The 17,294-nt window shown below is 63.8% G+C and carries 12 protein-coding genes; 8 read left to right on the top strand and 4 right to left on the bottom strand.

All coding sequences use genetic code 11. From position 1 onward, the window contains the following. Window positions 1-14 precede the first annotated feature (14 nt). Window positions 15-1,313 carry an aminotransferase class V-fold PLP-dependent enzyme gene (locus OXR00_RS05955; protein WP_267387194.1) on the top strand — a complete coding sequence of 433 codons (1,299 nt, stop codon included), beginning with the start codon at window positions 15-17 and terminating at the stop codon, window positions 1,311-1,313. A 193-nt stretch (window positions 1,314-1,506) separates the two neighbouring features. Here the strand turns inward: OXR00_RS05955 and OXR00_RS05960 are convergent, their stop codons facing one another. Beyond that, complete coding sequence (locus OXR00_RS05960) at window positions 1,507-3,669, bottom strand: histidine kinase dimerization/phosphoacceptor domain -containing protein (RefSeq protein ID WP_267387195.1); 2,163 nt, start codon at window positions 3,667-3,669, stop codon at window positions 1,507-1,509. Between the two features lie 281 nt (window positions 3,670-3,950). Here OXR00_RS05960 and OXR00_RS05965 point away from each other — a divergent pair, with 281 nt between their 5' ends. The 5 genes from OXR00_RS05965 to OXR00_RS05985 all read left to right on the top strand — a co-directional run bounded on the left by OXR00_RS05965 (window position 3,951) and on the right by OXR00_RS05985 (window position 10,337). Next, window positions 3,951-6,344, top strand: coding sequence for an EAL domain-containing protein (locus OXR00_RS05965; protein ID WP_267387196.1), 2,394 nt, complete (start codon window positions 3,951-3,953; stop codon window positions 6,342-6,344). A gap of 249 nt (window positions 6,345-6,593) precedes the next feature. After that, complete coding sequence (locus tag OXR00_RS05970) at window positions 6,594-8,063, top strand: aminotransferase class V-fold PLP-dependent enzyme (protein WP_267387197.1); 1,470 nt, start codon at window positions 6,594-6,596, stop codon at window positions 8,061-8,063. Between the two features lie 84 nt (window positions 8,064-8,147). Continuing rightward, complete coding sequence (locus OXR00_RS05975) at window positions 8,148-9,146, top strand: phosphatase PAP2 family protein (protein WP_267387199.1); 999 nt, start codon at window positions 8,148-8,150, stop codon at window positions 9,144-9,146. After that, window positions 9,133-9,600: a sterol desaturase family protein gene (locus OXR00_RS05980; RefSeq protein ID WP_267387200.1), complete on the top strand. Its 468-nt coding sequence runs from the start codon at window positions 9,133-9,135 to the stop codon at window positions 9,598-9,600. Before OXR00_RS05975 ends, OXR00_RS05980 begins: the two co-directional genes overlap by 14 nt. Then, complete coding sequence (locus OXR00_RS05985) at window positions 9,597-10,337, top strand: fatty acid desaturase (RefSeq protein ID WP_267387201.1); 741 nt, start codon at window positions 9,597-9,599, stop codon at window positions 10,335-10,337. Before OXR00_RS05980 ends, OXR00_RS05985 begins: the two co-directional genes overlap by 4 nt. Here the strand turns inward: OXR00_RS05985 and OXR00_RS05990 are convergent. After that, window positions 10,309-11,475, bottom strand: coding sequence for a glycosyltransferase (locus OXR00_RS05990; RefSeq protein WP_267387202.1), 1,167 nt, complete (start codon window positions 11,473-11,475; stop codon window positions 10,309-10,311). The two genes, OXR00_RS05985 and OXR00_RS05990, sit on opposite strands and share 29 nt — an antisense overlap. A 425-nt stretch (window positions 11,476-11,900) precedes the next feature. On the opposite strand from OXR00_RS05990, the gene OXR00_RS05995 reads away from it, so the two are divergent. Both OXR00_RS05995 and OXR00_RS06000 read left to right on the top strand, forming a co-directional pair. Next, window positions 11,901-13,427: a carboxylesterase family protein gene (locus OXR00_RS05995; RefSeq protein WP_267387203.1), complete on the top strand. Its 1,527-nt coding sequence runs from the start codon at window positions 11,901-11,903 to the stop codon at window positions 13,425-13,427. Window positions 13,428-13,574: 147 nt separating this feature from the next. Continuing rightward, on the top strand, window positions 13,575-15,227 hold the full coding sequence (locus tag OXR00_RS06000) for a beta-xylosidase (protein ID WP_267387204.1): 1,653 nt from the start codon (window positions 13,575-13,577) through the stop codon (window positions 15,225-15,227). A 138-nt stretch (window positions 15,228-15,365) separates the two neighbouring features. Here OXR00_RS06000 and OXR00_RS06005 read toward each other — a convergent pair whose 3' ends face one another. Beyond that, the gene (locus OXR00_RS06005; RefSeq protein WP_267387205.1) at window positions 15,366-16,382 is read right to left on the bottom strand and encodes an LLM class flavin-dependent oxidoreductase; all 1,017 of its coding nucleotides are present in this window, start codon (window positions 16,380-16,382) and stop codon (window positions 15,366-15,368) included. Next, window positions 16,382-17,290, bottom strand: a complete 909-nt coding sequence (locus OXR00_RS06010; RefSeq protein ID WP_267387206.1) for an alpha-L-glutamate ligase — start codon at window positions 17,288-17,290, stop codon at window positions 16,382-16,384. Before OXR00_RS06010 ends, OXR00_RS06005 begins: the two co-directional genes overlap by 1 nt. Window positions 17,291-17,294 lie beyond the last annotated feature (4 nt).

Below are 17,294 nucleotides of genomic sequence, written 5' to 3' on the forward strand. Positions count from 1 at the left end.
AAGGGTCGAACGGCATGTCGACGATCAGTCGCAGGATGATGATGAAAGCGGCGGGGCTAATGGCGGCTGGCGTCACGCCTGCCGCCAGCCGGCTCGGCGCGACGATGCCGCAGGGCACGAAGGCCGCCGGGCCGGACGACGAGGCGTATTGGGCGAAGATCGCCGCGCAATATGACGTCACGCGCGAGGTGATTCAGCTAGAGAACGGCAATTGGGGCATCATGGCCAAGCCCGTGCTCGCCACCTATGAACGCGCGGTCGAACGGGTCAACCGTGAGAACAGCTTCTACACGCGACGCGGCTTCTTCACCGATTACCACGCGGTGCGGCAGCGTGTCGCCGCGGCCCTCGGCGTCGGTGCGGACGAGATCGTGCTCACCCGCAACGCTACGGAGGCTTTGCAGGGGTTGATCGACGGCTACAACAAGCTCCGCCCCGGCGATGCGGTGCTGACCGCCGATCTCGATTACGACAGCATGCTGGGGTGCTTTGACGGCCTGAAGGCACGACGCGGCGCGCAGGTGGTGCGGATCGCGCTGCCCGAACCGGCGACCTATCAGGGTGTGATCGACGCCTATGCGCAAGCGTTCGCCGCTAATCCGAAGATCCGGCTGGTACTGCTCACCCATCTCAGCCACCGCACCGGCTTGGTCGTGCCTGTGCGCGAGATCGTCGCGATGGCGCGCGCACGCGGGATCGACGCGATCGTTGATGCAGCGCACAGCTGGGGGCAGCTCGATTTCAACTTCGCCGATCTCGGTGTCGATTTCGCCGGCTTCAACTTGCACAAATGGTGGGGCGCGCCGCTCGGCGTTGGCGTCATGTATCTGCGCAAATCCCGCGTGCACGACATCGACCCTGATCCCGCCAATGAGGGGAGTGCCTCGGACAGCGTGGCCGCGCGCATCCATACCGGCACCAGCGATTTCGCAGCAATGCTGACCGTGCCACGGGCGCTTGATTTTCAGGAGGTGATCGGGACGCCGCAGCGCGCGGCGCGGCTGCGCTACCTGCGCGATCGCTGGGCTGAACCGCTACGCACGCTGGACGCATTGCAGGTCCTCACGCCCAGTGATCCGCGCCTGCACGGTGGCATCACCTCGTTCCGCATACGGGGGCGCGTCACACCCGCCGACAATATCGCGGTGGCAAAGACATTGTTGGACGAGTTCGGCATTTTTACGGTCCATCGCACTGGCGTTCAGGCTGGTGCCTGCGTGCGCGTCACCCCGGCGCTGTTCACCAGCCCCGAGCAAATCGACAGGCTCGCCGCAGCCTTGCCCATTCTGGCCAAGCGGTTCGCACAGATTTGAAGACTATCGTGCCCTGCACTCAAGATCCATGCAGGTGGTGGTGCAAGCATTGGACAACGGGAGAACCGCCAATCCGCAGGTTAGCTTTTAGAGAAGCGGGTCTTTGGCATTCAACGCAAAGACGCGCTGATCCATTCTTGCCGGTTCGCGCACATTTCCCGTCTTCCCCACGTCGGTCACTTGTTCATGTCGGTCATATCCCGGTGCTTTGCCGGTTCAACTCGTCCGCTGTAGAGCGCGGCGTCGTGATCGGGGCGGTCAAGACCGAACGAACGCCTGGGCCGTTGTCGCCATCCTCAAGGTTGCCGTTGAGCCGTTTGACCATCGCGTCCAGCATTCTCGTACCGAACCCCTTACGCGTACCCGTCTTGCCTCTCCCCTTGTCGGCGACAACGAGGCGGAAGCGTGCACGATGGCGCTCCAACCCGATGAAGATCGGGCCGGGACTACCAGCATAGGCGTATTTCTGAGCGTTGATGACCAGCTCGACCACGATCAACCCGACTTGGACGGCATCGTCGGCAGTGATGACGATCGGCGCGAGATCGAGCGTGAGCAGGTCGGCCCACTCTGTGCCCATGGACGTTTTAAGGTCCGCGACCAGATCGGCCAAGTAGCGCGAGAGATCGACCGCCTGAACGTTATCATCGGCGTAGAGCCGGCGATGTACGAGCGCGACCGCGGAAAGACGCCGCTGCGCTTCGCTGAGGTTTCCGCTCACCGCCGGATCATCGCTCGACCGGGCCTGGAGCGACAGGAACGCCATGACGAGTTGAAGGCTGTTTTGGACGCGATGGTTCACTTCCTTCAACAACGTGCCTTGCTGCGCGATCAGCCGATCCTTGTCAGCAACGGCGACGTTTAGATCTTCAGCGAGGTCACGGACGCGGCGGTTCTGCCGGGCCTCATAAAGACGCGCCAATAACCGGCGAGCGGCCTCGGTCTCGGCATGCGACCATGGTCGCGCGCGCCCCCGCACCTCTTCCGTCCATGCCTCGAACGAGGCTCTTGGTGTAAGCTTCTCGCCGGGCTGCAGAGTCACCGCCTTGTGCGGGTTACCAGCCCACTCGACCAACTCGCGTTCCTCAGCGCGAAACCACAGCAGGACAGTCGGCACCATGGACGAAAGCGTGATCGCCAGAAGACCGCTTGCGCGCTCGCGATATTCGGCAGCGGGCGCAAAATCCTGAGCGAGCATGTTGCTATGAAACGGCGCAGGCCCCTGCGTGCGAACCCATGCCGCGACTTCACGGATGTCGTCGGGATCGGGGCAGATCCCATCCTGGTGAAGTGCACCGCCGTGAAGGATGGCAAAAGCGTCGGCTTCGAACATCCGTCGCAAATCGCCCGATGCGGTCTTGAACAATTCCTCAGGATCGACCTCGCTCGAGACACGTGCCGCAATCGCGTCCTCGTCAGCACGCACCCGAAGTCGTTCGCGGTACTCCTCCGCCTGCTCCTTGGCGTTTATCTGACGCGCGAGCCCGGCCGCGATCAGCGACGCTGCACGCCGTGTTGCCGCGCTGAGATGCCGGGGCGTCAAATTGTGACAGGCGACCAGGCCCCACAACACGCCGTCCTTGACGATGGAGATCGATGCAGAAGCCGCCACCCCCATGTTCTTCAGATACTGGATGTGAATAGGCGAGACGCTACGCAATTCGACGTCGCTCAAGTCAACGCCGCTTTGCGCCGCCGGGCGGATGGGCTGAGGCTGGTACGCCACGTCCGGGATCACCCGCACACGATTACGCAGGTAAAGGGCGCGAGCCTGCGGCGGAATGTCCGAGGCAGGAAAATGGTGGTTGCGAAAGCTGTGAAGACCTTCCGCCAGATCCTCGGCGACGACGACGCCCGAATCGTCGTCAAGAAACCGGTAGATCATAACGCGGTCGAAGCCGGTCAGACTCCGAAAGCTCTCGGCAGCGCGCTCGCAGAGTTCGAGCAGGCCGCCAGCACGTTCGAAGCTTAATCCCGCGTCGTCGATCCAAGTGAGCACATCCGTCGCCGTCTGCTGCTCGCTTTGCTCTAACTCGATGAGCCATAAGTCGCCCGCCCGCCGGCCGGCCGCTTCCCACGGCGTATTTGCGATACGGCCCAAGGAGCAAGTGGCGCGATCGCACTTGAGCAGGGTTTCAACGATCGACTCCCCGAGCAGCGACGCGAGGGTTTCCTCCTGCCAGCGCGTGCCGAAATGTTCCTCGAGGTCACCGGCCCCGCCTACGATCCGCAAGTCAACGCCACTCGCCAACAATAGCAAGCCGTGTGGCTGGATGCTGCCTGGGATGTGGATGGGTTCCCGGTCGCATTCGGAAATGTCGGAACCGAGTTCGGGGGCTTCAAGCGTCGTGTTCATCACATTGATTCATATAGGGATAGATCGAGACCTCAAGGCGATTGAACACGTTTTGACCGACCGACGGGCTGCGATCGTGGTGAGTGGGTGATGTTGAGCCTCGCCGCATCTACGCCGGGCTGCGCAAATTGGTCACATACCGGACGTAAGGCCGTAGACAAACCTGTGCGGTTCCCGCCGCTTATTGATCCAACCGGCTGATTTTCAGTGGAAGGCGAGAAGTCTGCCAAGCTGATCGTCGCCCCACGAGATTATTAAGATTCTGTCTTTATCACGGCGACATGGCCGCTGCGTTGTTCTCCGTCATCCAGTGCATGCGAGACATGCATGATGCTCGCCTGATGATCGTTGCAAGCCTTGTCTGTGCGATCGGCATCTACGCCTCGTTCGAGATCGGTCATCACGCTGCCCGGGCTTCCGGTTCCGTTCGAACCCGCTGGGGCTTGGTCAGCATCGTCGCCAGCGGCAGCACCGCCTGGGCCACCCACTTCATCGTCCTGCTCGCGTTCAAACCCGGCATGCCGGCGGCGTTCGAACCAGCACTGACCGCGCTTTCGCTGACATGCGCAATCGTCGGGATTGGTGCCGGCGTGTCGATCTCGATCCGCGCCCGGCGACGTTGGCAGCATTTCGTAGCAGGGCTGATCGTCGGCGTCGGCGTGGCAACGCTGCACTACGTCGGTCAGGCGGCGTACCTCGTGCAAGGGACGGTAGCGTGGAACTTGGGTCTGGTACTGCCTTCGGTCATTGTCAGTCTCCCCGTGTCGGGGGTCGCGATGATCGCGGTGGGCAGCCGGGACCGGCGCATACGTTCGACCGCTGCGCCGTTGCTGCTGCTGTCGATAGCGGTACTTCACTTCTGCGGCATGGCCGCCATGACGCTCCATTTCGATCCAGCCGTCAATTTCCCGGACAACGCCGTTTCTCCGCGCGCCATCACGCCGGTCGTTGCGGGTGTCTCCCTTGCTCTTATTGTATTGGCCGTCTTCGGGTGGCGCTTCGACCTCGCGGCAAAGGCTAGCTTGCGACACGATCGCAGACGCCTTCGCGAGCTGGCCGACGTTGCGCTTGAAGGATTGCTGATTTGCCAGGATGACGTGATCGTCACCGCGAACGATAGCATCGAATTCCTGTCAGGGCACGAACCCGGTTCCTTGTCCGGCCGCTGCGTCAGCGCTTTGCTGCCCGGTCTGGACGTGTCCAGCATGCCGGAACGCGAGGAGCGCGAGATTGATCTCATCAGCGCTACAGGAAAGAATGTTCCCGTGCGTGTTCTTCGCCGCGAGGTGGCTCTGGGGCATAAGCTGCAAACCGTAATCGCGGTCAGAGATCAGCGCGAACGGCTTAAAACGGAAGCGAAGATGCGGCTGCTCGCCTTCACGGACTCCCTCACCGGTCTCGCCAACCGGGCTCGCTTCTTTGACCTGTTAGCTTCACAAACAACATCGCGCCGCAATCGTGATCTGCCGTGTGCGGTATTGATGCTCGATTTGGATCGCTTCAAGATCGTCAACGATACGCTGGGTCACGCGGCGGGAGACCTTGTTCTCGCCATGGTCGCGGATCGGCTGAAATCCACGGTTCGGGACGACGATGTGATTGCCCGCCTCGGTGGTGACGAATTTGCAATTTTGCAGATGTCCCCCGGTCAGGTCGCCTCGGTCACTGCGTTAGCGACGCGCGTTGTCGACGTTATCGCGGCACGACCGTTCATGCTTGAAGGGCAGTCGATCTACCTGGGGGCAAGCGTCGGCATGGCGATCGCGCCGACAGATGGCGACGACCCCACGGCGTTGATGCGCAACGCGGACCTCGCCCTATATGCGGCAAAAGCAAGCGGAAGGGGGGCGTTCCGCCGCTACGATGTCTCGCTCGATGAACAGATGCGGGAGCGTCGCGCGATCGAGACCGGATTGCGGCTCGCCCTTGCTGAAGGACAATTAGAGCTTCACTATCAACCTTTGCTGGACGCGAAAACACGGGGCATCACCTCTGCCGAGGCACTCGTGCGCTGGAATCACCCGGAGCGCGGGAGAGTATCACCGATTGACTTCATCGGCATCGCCGAAGAAACGGGCCTGATCGTCCCGCTCGGCGAATGGGTGGTGAGGACGGCATGCGCCGAGGCGGCGACATGGCCAAAATATATGAGCGTAGCGATCAATCTGTCGCCGGCACACTTTCGCGATCGGTCGCTGGTTCCCAGTATCGTACAAACGCTCCAGGCCACCGAATTAGCTCCAGAGCGCCTCGAGCTGGAAGTGACCGAGGGCGTTCTGCTGACCGATGAAACCGGGACGCTTGATACGCTGAACCAACTCAGGGCGCTCGGCGTCAGGGTTTCACTAGACGATTTCGGCACTGGCTATTCGTCGCTCAGCTATTTACGCAAATTTCGCTTCGACAAGATCAAGATCGATCAATCGTTTGTGCGCCAAGTGCCGCAGGATGCGGAGAGCTCTGCCATTGTGCGGGCCATCATTACTATGGCCAAGTGTCTTAACATGTCGACGACTGTTGAAGGGGTCGAGACAGAGGGGCAGTTCGACTTTTCCGTCGCGGCAGGATGCGACATGATCCAAGGTTACTTGATCAGCCGACCAGTTGATCGTGACGAACTGGCTCTGATAATTGCCACGAAAAGCCAGAACGCAGGCTTGGCCGAGGCGGCTTGAGCGATATGGTTGAGCAGAGTGTTTGGCCGTGGTGTCGCTACAATCACCAACGTCGTTGACGTCGTCATGCTGGTACGGGACCAGCCCTTCGAAACGTTGAATTACGGAAACGCCACGGTCGCGCGGCCGATACGATCTGGCCGTCGTCGCCGCGCAGATTGATGGTCGTACATCGATGTGGCGATGCTGTTGATTGGCGGATTTGTCGTTTCGTGCGTTGAGCAGGCTCCGACGACAGGCAGGACTTGCATGGATCAGAAAAGCGCGCCTCTGGCAGAGGCCTTGAAACAGATCGAAAACAGGCCGTTGGTCGGGTTCGGCGCACCAGGTCATAATCAGGGCGCTGCAATACCGTCAGGGATGCGCGCGCTGCTCGGCAAGCGCGTGTTTCAGGCCGACGTGCTGACACCGAAGGGCCTGGACGATCGCACGGAAGGTGCGCTCGCGCTGCAACGCGCGCATGAACTTGCCGCCGAGGCATGGAACGCGGACTTCTGCCGATTTGTAACCGGCGGATCGACGCAGAGCCTCCACACGGTCATGGCGGCAGTCGCCGCCCCGGGTGACACCATCCTGATCGCGGCCAACGCGCACAAGGCCGAGCGGACCTATGCGCTGGCAAGTGGTCTCGATGCGGTCATAGTGTCCGTACAGATCGACGCGGCGTGGGACATCGAACATGGCGTGACCCCCGACGCGCTTCGCGCGGCATTGGCACAGAACCCGTCCGCCAAGGCTTTCCTGCTTGTAAGCCCGACCTATTACGGCGTGACCAGCGACGTCGCGGCACTGGCGGACATCTGTCATGACCACGGCATCCCGCTCATCGTCGATGCGGCGTGGGGCGGTGCGTTCGCGTTTTGCGAAGGGTTGCCGGACGATCCGCTGACCAAAGGTGCCGATGCGGCCGTCTACAGCGCACACAAGACCATGGGGGCGCTGGCGCAAGGATCGGTGATCGTCGCCAAGGGCAACCTGATCGATCGTCAACGGCTGTGGATGGCCTATGAGTTGTTCGAGACGACCAGTCCCTCGGTCCCGATCCTCGCGACGCTCGACGCGACCCGGCGGGACCATGCGCTTGGTGGCGAGCAGATGTGGCGTAAAGTCCTGTCGCGCGCGGAAAAGCTGCGGACGCAAATTGCCAAGATTGCGCCGTTACGCGTGTTCAGCCGCGAAGACGTTCCGGCCGACAACGATCTCGACATGACCAAGGTTCTGGTCGACGTGTCGGCGCTGGGCGTGTCCGGTTATGCCGTTGATGACTGGCTCTACAGCCATCATCGCATCAGCATGGGATTGTCGGACGCGAGCCACATCCTCGCCGTCATCTCGCTGGGCACCACGCAGTCGGACCTGCGAAAGCTGGTTCATGGTCTTACCGATCTGGTGAAACAACTCTCGGCCGATCCGTCGATACTCCCACGAACGACCCCCGCGCCGAACGTGGCGACGCTCTCGGTAGACATGGCAATGCCCGGTCCCGCCGCCTTGAACGGTGCAGCGGAGATGGTGTGCTACGAAGATGCCGCCGGCCGCATCGCAGCGGAGATGTTGGCCCCTGCCCCGCCGGGCGTACCGCGCCTTGTTCCCGGCCAGCGTATCTCCGCGCAGCATGTCGCCTGGCTGGTCGCCCAACGTGATGCCGGTGCCTTCATCATGGACCCGGTCGATCCCACCCAGGCGACCATCAGAGTGGTCGCGCCAACGTCGGGGTGAGCGGCTATTCCGAGGGCGTGATGTAATTCTGCACTTCGGCGGCAGCGCTGCGAAACCGGCGGCGCGGCGTCGCGTTGAACGATCATGCGTCACATTCCATCGAAGTTTTCTCCCGACGCAATGACTTGGACGCTGATTTGCGGCATCGCCACGATCTGCATGTTGCTCGGCCAAGCGCAGGGCTTCGGCGTGTTGTTGGGGCGAGCGGTCTTGCCGGGCATAGGTCTGGCAGTGCTGGTGGCGGGGCTTGTTATCGGACGACGTAGCGGCAACGCACGGCTGACGGCGGGAGCCTTGGCATTCCTGCAGATGACCCTTTTCACGATATTGGGTGTGGTGCTCACCTACCTTCTGGCCGCGCGGGCGGGTCCGTTGTGGGATGCCGAGTTCTCGGCGGCGGATGCCCGTCTTGGGCTGGTATGGCCGACCGTCTTCGCTGCCGCCGACCGCATGCCGGCTGCGCTCCTGATGCTCGGCGGGATCGCCTATCACAGTCTGGTCTTGCAGATGGTGGTAAGCATCGTGCTGCTGGCGGGTGCCGGCCGGTTGCAACGGCTGCGCACGATGGTGGCCGCGGCTATCCTGTCGGGAACGGTGACGGTCCTCATATCCGGCGTCATGCCGGCGCTCGGCAACCTGTTCGACCCACTCCATTACAAGGCGTTGTGGCCATCGGTGGCGTGGCTGGATCGCGATCTCGTCCTTCGGTTACGTGACGGCACGCTGCGGCAGGTCGATCTGTCCCATATGACGGGGATCGTCAGTTTTCCCAGTTATCATGCGGCCCTGCCGGTTATTCTGGTCTGGGGACTGCGCCCCTTCTCCCGGATCCGCGCGCCCGCGACGGTCTGGGCCGGGCTGACGATTGTGGCCACCCCGTTGTTCGGCGGGCATTATGCCGTTGACGTACTGGCCGGCCTGGTGCTTGCGATCGGTGGGCTTGTCGTTGCGACGCGGCTTCCAACCACTTGCCCTGAAGGGATGCTCCAGCCGAAGCTTTGTGCTACACCCGTGCCGCGCACCGCCGGGCCACGCCGTATCGGCAGCAAGGACGGTGTCGGAGTGATCCATGACTTGGTATGAGAAGCTGCTGATCGTCGTCGGCATGGTGTTGTTCATGGAGTGCTTCGCCTGGGCGACGCACAAATACGTCATGCATGGCTGGGGCTGGGGTTGGCATCGCTCCCACCATGAGCCCCACGACAACGCCGTTGAACGAAATGACCTTTATGCGGTGACGTTCGCCGCCATCGTTATCGCGCTGTTTGCCGCCGGTACGTGGTGGGAGCCGGTTTGGTGGGCTGCGCTCGGCATCACCGTCTACGGGGCGATCTACGCGTTCGTGCATGACATGCTGGTGCACCAGCGGTTTGGCATGCGTTGGGTGCCCCGGCGTGGCTATTTCAAGCGGCTGCATCAGGCGCATCGTCTGCATCATGCCGCAAGAGGCAAAGAGGGCGCGGTCAGCTTCGGATTCCTGTTCGCGCCCGATCCAGCCCGCCTAAAACGGCGGTTGAGTGAACGAACGAACCGATGAGCACGAACTCCCGTCGCCAGCACGAAGCCCAGCGCGGGATCGTACTGGCCGCCACGATCATGGCGGCGTGGCTGGCGGTGCACATCGGCGCTATTTTCTTCTGGCGGTGGAGCATTGTTACGGCGCCACTCGCCCTGCTCGTTATCGTCGTGCAGGCGTGGCTCAGCACCGGTCTGTTCATCATCGCCCATGATTGCATGCACGGATCGCTGGCACCGGGCCGGCCACGCTTGACCCGGCTTGTCGGGACGCTGTGCCTGGGTGCCTATGCCGGCCTATCCTACGCGGCGCTGATGCCCAAGCACCACGCGCATCATGCCGCTCCCGGCACGGCGAGCGATCCCGATTTTCATGCCGCCGCGCCGAAACGGGCGCTGCCGTGGTTCATGTCCTTCTTTCGCAACTACTATACGCATGGACAAATCCTGCGGATCACCGTGGCGGCGATCGCCTACATGCTGTTGGGCGCTTCGCTGCTCAACATCGTGGTTTTCTGGGCGATCCCGGCGTTGCTCGCCCTGGCGCAACTGTTCGTGTTCGGCACCTACCTGCCGCACCGCCACGACGAACAGCCCTTTGCCGATGCGCACAACGCGCGCAGCAGTACGTTGCGGCCCGTCATGTCGCTGATGACCTGTTTCCACTTCGGCGCATATCATCATGAACATCACCTCAGCCCGGGCACGCCCTGGTGGCGGCTGCCGGCACTCAGGCAGGAGACGCCAGCGCGGCGGTGATTGCGGCAGCCGCGCGATCCGCGCCCTCCCCGCTCGCGATCTCTGCCGCGATCGACCGCGCGGCCGCCCGATAACCTGGCCGAACCATCACATCCTGCAAGGCATCCGCAAGCGCACGCACGCTCAACCGGCGCGGCGACAGCATCCGTCCCGCGCCGATCCGAACGAGCCGTGCGGCGGTACCGGGCTGCTCGAAGCCGATCGGCAACGCCACGATCGGCACGCCCGCCGCCAGTGCATCCAGCACGGAATTAAAGCCGCCGTGCAGGATCGCGGCCGAGCAGCGGCGCAGCACCGCAGCCTGCGGCCAGAAGGCGCGTACCAGCGGATCGCCCGGCAAACCGGCTTCCTCTGCCACCGACAGCCCGCCACCGTGGCCGATCACCGCCCTGGCCCCGACACGCGCACACGCCTCCGCCATGGTGGCGAACAACGCGCGCCGCGACCCCTGCAACGTGCCCAGCGAACAGAAGACCAGCGGTCGCGGATCGTCCGGCGCATGAAAATCCTCCGTTTCTTCGGCGCGCCAAGGCGAGCCGTAGAAGAAGTCGGGCGGCACATCGCGACGCGGATAATCGAGCCCTCGCGGACACTGGGCGATCTGGATGCATGGCAGCTTGTCTTCGGGCGTAAGGCCCCAATCCCGCCGGCGCGCATCCAGCACGCGCGTGACCGGCCGCATCAGCCAATCCGTGACGGCATAGCCGGAGCGGTTCCGAAAACGACCCACCGCGTCGGCGCGGTAGCGCCAGCCGAGGAAGGGTGGCGGCACATCAGCTTCGCGCAGCAGCGGCAGGCCGGTGACCGCGACGGCAAAAGGAAGATCAAGCTTGCGCGCGATCAGTGGGCCAGCGGGCTCCACCGCATCCGCGAGGACGGCCGTCGCGCCGATCCGCTCCAGCACTGCCGGTGCCTCCGTCAGCAGCCGGTCGGTCATCGCCGCAGTCGCGCGGATCATGCGCGTGAGGCGGATCGGCCCGCTCGGCTCGACAAGCGTTGCGAGATACGGCTCGAGAGCCGGCGCCGCTCCGCGCGGCAGGCTGAAGAAGTGAACTGCGGTATGGGTAATGAACCGCCGCGCTTCATCGACGTGCACCACCGACACACGCCAGCCCCGATCGATCAACGCTCTGGCCAAAACCTGCGCCGGGTTGAGGTGACCTGCCAGCGGCGCAGTGATGATGGCGAGATGGCCTGGTGACCGGGGCGATGAAACACTGTTTTCGTGCACGGTCGCCTCAGCATTTTTAAAACCAGACGGCGGCGCGCAAGTGGGCGAGTGCCGTCCAAGCCGCGTGTAGCACGTATGTGCGATAAGCAGGCAATCGCACGTCGCTGAAAATGTGCTGTCGGCAATTTTTCAGGGTTGCTTGTGGCGTAGGTCAACGTGAACGCCGCCCGCCTCGGCAGTGTAGCCAGCTGGCGATCCTTGATGAGGCCAAAGTCGCGTCGCCTCGTGATCGGGAACCGCCACTGGCAAAGCCGGGACATGTATGCTTTTCTTCGATCAGGCGTCGGCAGTGCGTTGGAGGAGACAGGATGCGGTCGGTCACGATACGGCGGATGGCAGCGTTACTCGCCGCAGCCGCCGCCACGCCTGCGCAAGCCGCCCCACCCCGCGTGCCGACACATTCGGGCATGGTGGCAGGCACACAGGAAAAGACGATCGCCGTATTTCGCGGCATCCCCTACGCGGCAGCCCCGGTCGGCCCGTTGCGCTGGCGGCCGCCGATGCCGGCGCCACGCTGGGCGGGTGTGCGACCGGCGACCCGGTTCGGCCACAGCTGCTGGCAGGCGGTTTCGCCGCAAGGCTTCGGCCCCTGGACGCATGAATATGTCGTAGCGGGCGACATCAGCGAGGATTGCCTGTTCCTCAACGTTTGGGCGCCGCTGAAGAAGGCGCGGCCACGCCCGGTCCTGGTCTGGATCCACGGCGGCGGCTTCAACTCGGGATCTGGCGCGATACCGATCTACGACGGTGCGGCGCTCGCTGCACGCGGCGCCGTGGTGGTTACGATCAACTACCGCGTCGGCGTGTTCGGCTTTCTCGCGCATCCCGACCTGACACGGGAGGCGGGGGCTGCTCCGCCGGCCAATTTCGGTTTGCTGGACATGGTCGCGGCGCTTCGCTGGGTGAAGGCGAACATCGCCGCGTTCGGCGGCGATCCAGCGGCTGTTACCATCGCCGGCCAGTCCGCCGGGGCGATGGCGGTACAGGAACTCGTCTCCGCGCCGATGGCCAAGGGTTTGTTTCAACGTGCGATCGGGGAAAGTGGCCTGCCGCGCACGCTCACGCCCCTCGCTGACGCCGAGGCGCAAGGCACTGCATTCACACGGGAGAAAAGCGCAAGCTCCATCGCGGCACTGCGCGCGCTGCCGGCCGAAGCGCTGCAATCGAGCCACGGCGCCAATGCGGTTCGCTTCGTACCTGTCGCGGATGGTCGCCTACTGCTGGCCGGCGCTTGGCGAGCGGTCAGCGACGTGCCGATGCTGGTCGGCTTCAACAACGATGAGGGCAGCGCGCTCGGCCAGGATTACGGGTCGACGGACGCGGGTAAGCTCCAGGCGCTGCTGGCGTCCGCTTTCGGCGCCTCTGCCGATCAGGCAGCAGCCTTGTACCCGGCCGCCACGCTCGAACAGCGTGCCGCGGCGAACAAGCAGATCCGGCGGGACCAGAACCTCGGCGCGATCGACGGCTGGGTGCTGCGTCGCGCCGCCACCGCACAAAAGCCGGTCTATACGTATCTGTTCACGCACGTATTACCGGGTGCCGACACGGCGCGGTGGGGCGCGTTTCATTCCTCCGAAATCCCATACGTGTTCGGGACGCTTGCGGCCGCCCCCGAACGCCCGATCACGCGCGAAGACAAGGATCTTTTCCGCCTGGTTTCCAGCTACTGGTTGAACTTCATTCGCCGTGGCGATCCGAACGGTCCCGGCCTGCCGATCTGGCCAGTGTCAACCGTGACCGCGCCGATGGCGCTTCACATCGACAGCCGCGTCGCTCCCGAGCCGCTACTCCCGCCGGCCAAGCTCGACCTGTGGCGGCGCCTCGCAGGGTCGGCGACCGCGACGAAATTGTCCGGCTGAAGTGCGCGGCGATCATGTCGGCATCGGTGCGCTGCTGCCTCGCCAAATTGCAGCGGCGTGTTGCCGACTGGCGGATCGCATGACACACGAGACGCTTCAAGGAGAGGTCGGGATCATGCTGCGTCCCGGAACCGGCGGGAGAACAGGATGCTGAAGTCGTTGCTAGCCATCGCGCTTGTCGCCAGCGCAGCGCCCGCCGTCGCGCAAGACCGTACCATCCCCGTCAACATCGTCGTGGACGCGAGCAAACCCGGCGCGCCGGTCAACCCTATCTGGCGCTTCTTCGGTGCCGACGAGCCGAACTACGCGACGATGAAAGACGGTCGCACGACCCTCGCCACGCTCGGGCAACTGATGCCGGACCACGTTTACTTCCGCACCCACAACCTGTTTACGTCGGGCGACGGCACGGCGGCCTTCAAATGGGGCTCGACCAACATCTATACGGAGGATGCGGCGGGGCATCCGGTCTACAACTGGACGATCATCGACCATATCTTCGACACGTACCATGCCCGGCACGTCAAGCCGTATGTCGAACTCGGCTTCATGCCGGAGGCGCTGTCGACGCACCCGGAGCCGTATCAGCATGATTTCCGTCCAGGCAGTGGCGCACTGCGCACGGGCTGGGCCTATCCTCCGAAGGATTACGGCAAGTGGGAAAATCTGATCACCGCCTGGGTCGCGCATTGCGTGGCGCGCTACGGCCGCGCGGAGGTCGCGAGCTGGTATTTCGAGACATGGAACGAGGCCAACCTACCCCAATACTACTGGGGCGGCACGCAGGACGAGTTCTTCCGCCTGCATGACGCCGCAGTGCGCGGCGTGCGGCGCGCGCTGCCGGAGGCGCGGGTGGGCGGCCCGGACATCGCCGGTGCCGGCGACGACTACATGACCGCGTTTCTCCACCACGTGAAGACCGCAGGCACGCCAACCGATTTCCTGTCCTTTCACGCCAAGGGTAAACCCAGCTTCATCAAGGACGGTGCGGGATCACACGTTCGCATGGGGATTGCCGACCAGCTCAACGCGGCTGACCACGAGTTCGTCCAGATCGCCGCCGAACCCGCCTTTAAGAACAAGCCCATCATAATCGGCGAGTTCGACCCCGAAGGCTGCGCCGCCTGCCAGGGGCCGGCCAACGGCTACCGCAACGGTACCATGTATTCGAGCTACGAGGCAGCGGTATTCCCGCGGCTGATGATGCTTGCCGAGCGGCGCGGCGTGAACCTGGAAGGTGCGATCACCTGGGCGTTCGAATTCGAGGATCAGCAGCCCTTCGCCGGTTTCCGTCAGTTGACGTCGGGTGGCATCGACCTGCCGGTGATGAACGCCTTCAAGCTGTTCGCGAAAATGCACGGGCGCGTGGTCCCCGCCGCTTCCGACGCGGAAAAATCGCTGGATACTGTCATGAAGGAGGGCGTGCGCGGTACGCCGGACATCGGCAGCACGGCGGCGCTGGATGCGAACAGTCTGACGGTCCTGCTCTGGCATTATCACGACGATGATCTACCCGGTCCCGACGCCGCTGCGCACCTGACGCTGAACGGTCTTCCCTCCGGTCTGGCGGGTACGCGGTCGGTCGAAGTTTACCGGATCGATCGCGATCACGCCAACGCCTATGCGGCGTGGCTGGCGATGGGCGCGCCGCTCGCCCCCACCGATGCCGAGCGCGCGACACTATTAAAAGCAGCCGAGTTGCAGCCAGCCACAATGCCGATCACCGTTGCGGGCCGCCATGCGGCGTTGACCGTAACGGTGCCGCGCCAGGGTATCGTCCTGCTTCGTCTCGGCCACTAGCAAGACGAGTCCGCACCCGTATTGGCCCCAGTGCGGGGTTGCGCCTTCGCCCCCCGCTGTCGATCCGGCTCGGGCGGTTGATGCTCGCGCTGGCGCTGGTCACCTGAGCGCCGCGACTCCACCACGCGGCGTACAGGATCAAGCCGTCCCCATCACCTGCGCGGCGAACCGCTCCATCTCCTCATCCTGCGGGCTCATCTGGAGCAGCAGCAGGTCGAGGCCAGCGGCCTCATATTCTTCGACCCGCTCGCGCAACTGCTCGGGCGTGCCGACGAGATTGGGACGCAGGCCCCGGTTCGACACCGAATATTCCTGAATCTTCAACGTGCGCTCCAACTGCGTGCCGGAAAGCCACTGGTCGAAATTGGCGTAGCCAGCCGGAAGTTCGCTGACGTCGGTGATCCGCTCGAGCTCGCGCTTTGCCTCTGCCTCGCTGTCGCGCACGATGGCATAGGCGGCCATGCCGTATTGCATCGGCGCGCCGCCGGCCGCCGCGCGCCGTGCGGCCATGTCGGCGATCTTCAGGGCGATCGCGTCGACGGGATCGCCGTGCATCACATAGGCGTCGCATTGCGCGGCGATCATCGCCTTGGCCTTGTCGCTTTCGCCGCCGGCATAGACGGTCGGCCGCTTTGCCGGTTTTGGCGCGCAGATCGCATCCTCAGTCCGGTAGAACTGGCCGGAGAAACTGAAGCGCTCCTCGCTCCAGAGCCCGTCCACCACCGTCAACCATTCCTGGGTGCGGGCGTAGCGATCATCGTGCTGGTCAAACTGCAGGCCATATTGCCTGGCCTCGTCCGCCCACCACGACGACACGACGTTGAGCGCGAGCCGCCCGCCGGAGATGCGGTCGATATTGGCCGCCGCCTTGGCGAACAGCGCGGGATGGTGAAAATTCGGCCGCACCGCGACCATCAACTCAATCGTATCGGTCACCGCCGCCAGTGCGGCGGCGGTCGACCACGCGTCCAGCGCCGGCGCCTCGGCGCCCTTAATGTCGTTGAGGTTCAGTTCCGCGATCAGCGTGAGATCGTAGCCGATCTGCTCTGCCCGCTGCGTCAGCCGCTTGGCATATTCCCAACTCGCCTCCATCCGCTCGTCGGCGACGTTGCGCAGCCAGCCGCCGAACACCGGCATCCAGAAACCATAGCGCATCAGCCTCGTGCCCCCTCGATACGAGCGATCAGATAGTCGACCAAGCGATCATGCGGCTCCCAGCCGAGCACGTCGAGCGGCTTGGCGACGAAATTGGAAAGTGCGTTGATGTCGTAGAAGCGCGGCATGCCGTCGCGATCGTCGATCATCACTTCGACTCCGCCGACGTCGAGATCCACGGCGCGCGCGATCGCTTCGGCGGCTTGCTTCAACTCGGGCGCGGGATCGGCCGAAATCATCGGGATCGGCGCGCCGGGTATCTGGCAGGCGTCGGCCGGGCACAGATCGAACGCCCCCGCGCCTGCAATATCGAGTGCGTACAGATAGCGGCGATCCAGCGTCTCGATCCGCGTGATCTTGCCATCCCGCGCCGGCACGTGATCCTGCACCAGCAGCACCCCGTCGACGCTGTTCGGCAGGGTCATGTCGGCAACCGCAGCGCGCAGTTCGTCCATCGAATCGTAGCGGACGATCCCCGCCCCTGCCCCGCCGATATTGGCCTTCACCACCAGCGGAAACGTAAGGGTTGCCGCCGCAGCCACGACATCGGCGGCGCGGTGCACGACCCGCGTGGCCGGCACGGCAAGGCCAAGGCTGGCGATCAGCGACAGCTGTCGCGCCTTGGAGGCATCGATCGCCAGCACCTCGGGGCCGTTGATGATGTGCGCACCCGCCCGCCGCCAGTGATCAAGCAGCGCCATCGTGTGGAAGATGGGATGCTCGTCTGCCCGGAGGAAGCTCGACATGGCGATGCGGTTAAAAACGAACGGTGCCGGCGCCATACGATCCGCCGGATCAAAGTGGCCATCCGGCTTCAGCGCAGCGTAAGATACGCCACGCCGGTCCAGCGCCGCGAACAACGGAGTGAACCATGCCGGGTGTTCGTAAAGAATGGCGAGGTCGGTCATAGGT

It is taken from the genome of Sphingomonas sp. GC_Shp_3, assembly GCF_026540945.1.
GTDB lineage: Bacteria > Pseudomonadota > Alphaproteobacteria > Sphingomonadales > Sphingomonadaceae > Sphingomonas.